Here is a 5,549-nt window from a genome sequence, read left to right as displayed (position 1 = left end):
TCCTAGTCCTGGGTGATCTGGTGGCCCATGCGGGCAACCTCCGCGATGGAGCCGGTGAGCGATGGATAGACGGTGAAGGCGTCTGCGACGTCGTCCACCGTCAGGCGGTGCGAGACCGCGAGCGTGATCGGGTAAATAAGTTCGGACGCACGCGGCGCCACGATCACACCACCCACCACCGTGCCCGACTCAGTGCGCGAGAACAGCTTCACAAACCCGGCCCGTGCACCCATCATCTTGGCGCGCGGATTGACCCGAAGCGGGAGCTTGGTGATGGTGTATCGCATGTCGAGCTTTTCCAATTGCTCCTGGGTATAGCCGACTGTCGCAATTTCCGGGGCAGTGAAGATGTTGGCAGCAACGGAACGCAGCTTGATCGGGCGGACCGTGTCGCCGAGCGCGTGCGCCACAGCGATACGCCCCTGCATTGCGGCCACGGAGGCGAGCGGGAAAACTCCCGTGCAGTCCCCTGCCGCGTATACGCCGTTCACGGACGTACGCGAGACCTTGTCGGTGACAACATGCCCGGACGGTGAGGTCTTGATGCCGACCTCTTCGAGACCGATGTCTTGTGTGTTTGGAACGGAACCGACAGCCATGAGGACGTGGCTTCCGGTCACCACGCGGCCGTCCTCAAGCGTGACCTCAACGTGCTTGTCCTCGCCCTCGCCCACAACCGCCGCTGCCTTGGCGCGGGACTTCGACATGACGTGCATGCCTCGGGTGCGGTAGACGTCTTCGATGAGTTCCGCGGCGTCTGCGTCCTCCCTGGGGAGCACTCGGTCACGCGAGGACACGAGGGTGACCTCCGTGCCCAGCGCGTGATACGCGCCGGCGAACTCGGCTCCTGTAACGCCGGAGCCGACAACGATGAGGTGCTTGGGCAGTTCGGACAGGTTGTAGAGCTGGGTCCAGGTCAGGATCCGCTCACCGTCGGGCTGCGCGGTGGGGAGCACACGAGGAGCTGCACCAACGGCAACGATAATGTAGTCGGCGCTGATGACCTCGTCTGGCTGCGGCTTTCCTACCGTGTCAGTGATGCCGGTGACCGCAATCTCTTTGGCCGAGACGAGTCGTCCCTGGCCGTGGATCGTGCGGATGTTACTCGAGACGAGCCGGTGCGCGATGTCTTCAGACTGGGTCAGTGCAAGGGAGCGGATACGGGCGTTGATCGCCTTGAGGTCGGCGCTGATGGTTTGGGTTTCGGTTCCGGACTCATCGTTGATCCGGATACCAAGCTCAGCGGCCGCGCCGCCGAGTGCCATCCACTCTGCCGTGGCGATCAGAGTTTTTGAGGGCACGACATCGGTGAGAACCGTGCTGCCTCCGAATCCGTGGCGTTCGACGATTGTGACGTCGGCGCCAAGCCGCTTGGCAACCAGAGCGGCTTCGTAGCCACCTGGACCTCCACCAAGGATCGCGATGCGGGGTGCGGGAGCCGCCGCAGGCTGTGTGTTGTCATTAGTCACCGGATCAGTATGTCAGGATTCAGTCCGCTAGGACGGACATTCAGATTCCGGATGATTGAGTCCCACAATGAGGGCGATTGTGGCTCTGGTGGGCGATACCTCGTGGACCTGAGACCTTCGCACCTCGCGTTAAGCGTTTGATCGCGTTAATCTCTGTGTATGACGTCGACACCAATAACTCCAGATGACACCCTTTCCAACGTTGAGCCGTTCGAGCTCGCACGCGAGGCAGCCGCTGTCATCGCAGAGAAGACGGGCATCGCCCACCACGACATCGCACTAGTCCTCGGCTCCGGATGGGGCGGCGCTGCCGACATCCTCGGTGAGACCGTTGCGGAAATCCCAAGCCACGAGATCCCGGGATTCTCCAAGCCAGCCGTCCACGGACACGTGGGCACCCTGCGTTCCATCCGCATCCCGGAGACCGGCAAGACCGCGCTCGTGCTCGGCTCACGCACGCACCTCTACGAGGGCAAGGGCGTGCGCACTGTTGTGCACGGCATGCGCACCGCTGCGGCGGCCGGTTGCACCCAGGTCATCCTGACCAACGGCTGTGGCGGCCTCAACCTCGACTGGGCGCCAGGCACCCCGGTCCTGATCCGCGACCACATCAACCTGACCGCGAACTCCCCCATCGAGGGCGCCAACTTTGTGGACCTCACCGACCTGTACACGCAGCGCCTGCGCGACCTGGCGCACTCGGTCGATGCGAGCCTCTCAGAGGGCGTCTACGCCCAGTTCCGCGGCCCACACTACGAGACCCCTGCAGAAGTCAAGATGGCCGGAGTGATCGGCGCCGACCTCGTGGGTATGTCCACCACGCTTGAGGCAATAGCCGCCCGCCAGGCTGGCATGGAGATCCTTGGCATCTCGCTCGTGACCAACCTTGCCGCGGGCATCAGCCCAGTGCCTCTCTCCCACCAAGAAGTTATCGAGGCAGGCCAGGCAGCCGGACCACGCATCAGCGCGCTCCTGGCCGAGATCGCAAAGAGGATGTGACCCCATGGCAATCGAACTGAACGAAGAAGAGCAGATACTGCTCGAGGATGCTCGCCGCTGGATTGCAGACGACCCAGAGAAGGTGACTCGCGAGGAACTCACTCGCCTGATCAAGGTGATCGAGAACCCTGAGAACACCTCGGAGTCCAAGGGACGTAGCTCCGCAGCACTCGGCGATCTCAAGGACCGCTTCAGCGGCACCCTGCAGTTCGGCACCGCTGGACTGCGTGGCGCAATCGAGGCCGGACCGAACCGCATGAACCGTTCCGTGGTCATCAAGGCCGCGGCAGGAATCGGAGCATTCCTGAACGAGGCTCTCCCCGGCCAGACCCCAAAGGTGGTCATCGGATACGACGCACGCCACTTCTCTCGCGCGTTCGCACTCGACTCCGCAGCGGTCCTGACCGCCGCTGGAGCTGACGTGTTCGTTCTGCCTGGAGCGCTACCCACCCCGGTCCTCGCGTTCGCGCTTAAGCACCTCGACGCCGATGCAGGCATCATGGTCACCGCATCGCACAACCCTCCCAAGGACAACGGCTACAAGGTCTACCTCGGTGGACGCGTCGTTGAGGGTGACGGCAAAGGCGCCCAGATCGTCCCGCCATACGACGGCCAGATCGCCCGCCACATCGCTGCAGTCCACTCCGTCCGTGAGACGCCACGTGCTCACGACGGCTGGACGATTCTTGGGCATGACGTGCTCGAGACCTACGTCAACGACGTTATCGCGCTCTCCGAGCCCGGCCCACGTGACCTCTCCATCGTGCTCACTCCACTCCACGGAGTTGGTGGCGCAGTGGTGGATAAGGTCCTCGCACACGCCGGATTCTCCGAGCTCATGTCCGTTGAGGAACAGTACGAGCCAGACCCTGACTTCCCAACCGTCTCCTTCCCCAACCCGGAGGAGCCTGGGGCCATCGACCTCGCGCTGGAGTACGCGGTTCGCGGCAATGCGGACCTCGTCATCGCGAACGACCCAGACGCCGACCGCTGCGCAGTGGCCGTCAAGGACCCACGCATTGCGGCCGCGAACACCGAGGCTCCAGCCAAGTCACCTGCGCGCGCCGGCTGGCGCATGCTCCATGGCGACGAAGTCGGCGCACTCCTTGGCGAGTACGTGGCTGAACGTGCGGACGAGGGTGCCTTGGCTAACTCGATCGTGTCCTCGCGTCTGCTCTCCCGCATCGCTGAAGCCCACGGCTTGGGCTACGCCTCGACCCTGACCGGGTTCAAGTGGATCAGCCGTGCACCAAACCTCGTGTTCGGCTACGAGGAGGCACTGGGGTACTGCGTGGCACCTGAACTCGTCCGTGACAAGGACGGCATCTCCGCCGCCCTGATCGTGGCCCAGCTTGCCGCACAGCTCAAGGCGGATGGCCGCAGCATTATCGACTATCTGGATGACCTGGCGCGCCAGCACGGGCTGCACCTGACCGACCAGCTCTCTGCTCGGTTCTCGGACCTGTCGCAGATCCCAGCGACCATGGCCCGCCTACGGGGCGCCCCTCCTGCCACCCTCGCGGGCTCCGCGGTGACCCAGGTAGTGGACCTCTCGGACGGCGTGGACGGCCTGCCTCCAACGGACGGACTACGCCTGCTCACCGAGGACGGCACGCGAGTCATCGTGCGTCCATCGGGCACCGAACCCAAGGTCAAGTGCTACATGGAGGTCCTCGCAGACGTTGAGCCAGACGCCTCGTTCGACGCTCTGACCGAGGTTCGCGTGAGCGCCCGCGAGCGCATGCAGCAGGTGCGCGCAGACATGGCTGGCGCACTCGGCATCTAGTTCTTACGAACGACCACCAGTCGAACTCCAGTTCACGCACAGAACGGGGATGGAATCGGGACATCGGATTCCATCCCCGTTCTCTGTTTGTGGGATCTCGCGCCTGGCTCCCAGTTGGCGCGGGACGTCACTAGGCGGAGATTGCCTGAATCTCGCCCTCGTCGTGGGCGACCTGCGCCTTCCACTCCATCTTGGAATCGCGCCACTGTTCGTCTGTGTTGCCCTCGCGCCAGTAACCGGACGCGCTCAGTGCGCCGAGCGGAAGCCCGTGAACCGCGCGCAGGTGGCGCCTGATCTCTCGGACCATTCCCGCCTCTCCGTGCAGGAACACGTGGGGCACGCCCTCTCGCGCGCACGAACGGTCAACCAGCTCGATGACCTTATTGCTCGAGTCGACCACCCGGACGTTGACACTCCCTGGTACGGAATCAGCCAGAGCGGCCCCATCCTCGCCCAGAAGATCGTGTTCAGAGTGACCGATGAGCACGACGTCCACATCGGACCCAGCGTCCAACTTTTCCAACGCAACGGCGATTGCGGGCAGGGCTGAATCGTCGCCAATCAGGAGGTGACGAGGCGCCGCAGGCGCCGGCAGGTACCCGCCCCCGATGCCGCGGAACTCAATGGTGTCTCCGGGCTTGGCCGCCAGTGCCCACGGCGCCGCCACGCCACCGCGGCCGTGCAGGGCGAAGTCGATCTCGATCCGACCTGCCTCGCGGTCGTAGGAGCGCACGGTGTAGGAACGCATAATGGGGTGCTCACCACCATCGGGGTCAGCGAACACAAGCTTGACGTAGGTATCCGCGCAGACGATCTGGTCGATCCCAACAAGGTCTGACCCGACAAAGGCAATGCGGAGCATCGTAGTGGACAGCCTCGTCGAGGCCTCAACAACTGCAGTCAGTTGTGCTCGATGCCTTATGGTGTCGGTTGAGTAGTCGAGGGACATAGGACTCGCTTTCACGGGTGCGATGCGGCTGCGGGGCACAACCCCGAGCGAATTACGAAACAGGCTTGTTTCGTAATGCCGATGTTTTCACGGACCGTCACCAAAAATCAACCTGGGCATGGGTCTCGGCGGCGCCCAGACACAAGGTGCCCAGATATGAGGCGCCCCGACACAAGATGAGCGGCCGCGACGCACCAAGGCGTCACGGCCGCTCCACAAGCTAGGTCCTACTGAGGTCAGCTCGGATCAGTAGCCCGAGGTGTCCCCTGCAGCCTCAGCGTCCGCGCCGGACTCGATTCCCTCGAGTACTGCGGCGGTTCCGGATAGGCCCAGACGAGTCGCGCCA

At 63.8% G+C, this 5,549-nt stretch carries 4 protein-coding genes; 2 read left to right on the top strand and 2 right to left on the bottom strand.

The genetic code is table 11. The features are described 5' to 3' along the window. Nucleotides 1–2: 2 nt before the first annotated feature. Nucleotides 3–1,469, bottom strand: coding sequence for an NAD(P)H-quinone dehydrogenase (locus tag HGSM_RS08500; protein ID WP_019148327.1), 1,467 nt, complete (start codon nucleotides 1,467–1,469; stop codon nucleotides 3–5). Between the two features lie 159 nt (nucleotides 1,470–1,628). On the opposite strand from HGSM_RS08500, the gene HGSM_RS08495 reads away from it, so the two are divergent. Further along, on the top strand, nucleotides 1,629–2,468 hold the full coding sequence (locus HGSM_RS08495; protein WP_019148326.1) for a purine-nucleoside phosphorylase: 840 nt from the start codon (nucleotides 1,629–1,631) through the stop codon (nucleotides 2,466–2,468). Nucleotides 2,469–2,472: 4 nt separating this feature from the next. Next, nucleotides 2,473–4,254: a phospho-sugar mutase gene (locus HGSM_RS08490; protein WP_019148325.1), complete on the top strand. Its 1,782-nt coding sequence runs from the start codon at nucleotides 2,473–2,475 to the stop codon at nucleotides 4,252–4,254. A gap of 130 nt (nucleotides 4,255–4,384) precedes the next feature. Here HGSM_RS08490 and HGSM_RS08485 read toward each other — a convergent pair whose 3' ends face one another. Then, nucleotides 4,385–5,203, bottom strand: a complete 819-nt coding sequence (locus HGSM_RS08485; RefSeq protein WP_019148324.1) for a siderophore-interacting protein — start codon at nucleotides 5,201–5,203, stop codon at nucleotides 4,385–4,387. Nucleotides 5,204–5,549: the final 346 nt, after the last annotated feature.

It is taken from the genome of Timonella senegalensis JC301 (assembly GCF_000312125.1).
GTDB classification, from domain to species: domain Bacteria; phylum Actinomycetota; class Actinomycetes; order Actinomycetales; family Cellulomonadaceae; genus Timonella; species Timonella senegalensis.
This window is presented reverse-complemented; position numbering and strand designations above follow the sequence as displayed.

Coding starts and splice junctions, on each gene's coding strand:
- HGSM_RS08485 (WP_019148324.1), bottom strand. CDS start 5,203: ATGTCCCTCGACTACTCAACCGACACCATAAGGCATCGAGCACAACTG.
- HGSM_RS08490 (WP_019148325.1), top strand. CDS start 2,473: ATGGCAATCGAACTGAACGAAGAAGAGCAGATACTGCTCGAGGATGCT.
- HGSM_RS08495 (WP_019148326.1), top strand. CDS start 1,629: ATGACGTCGACACCAATAACTCCAGATGACACCCTTTCCAACGTTGAG.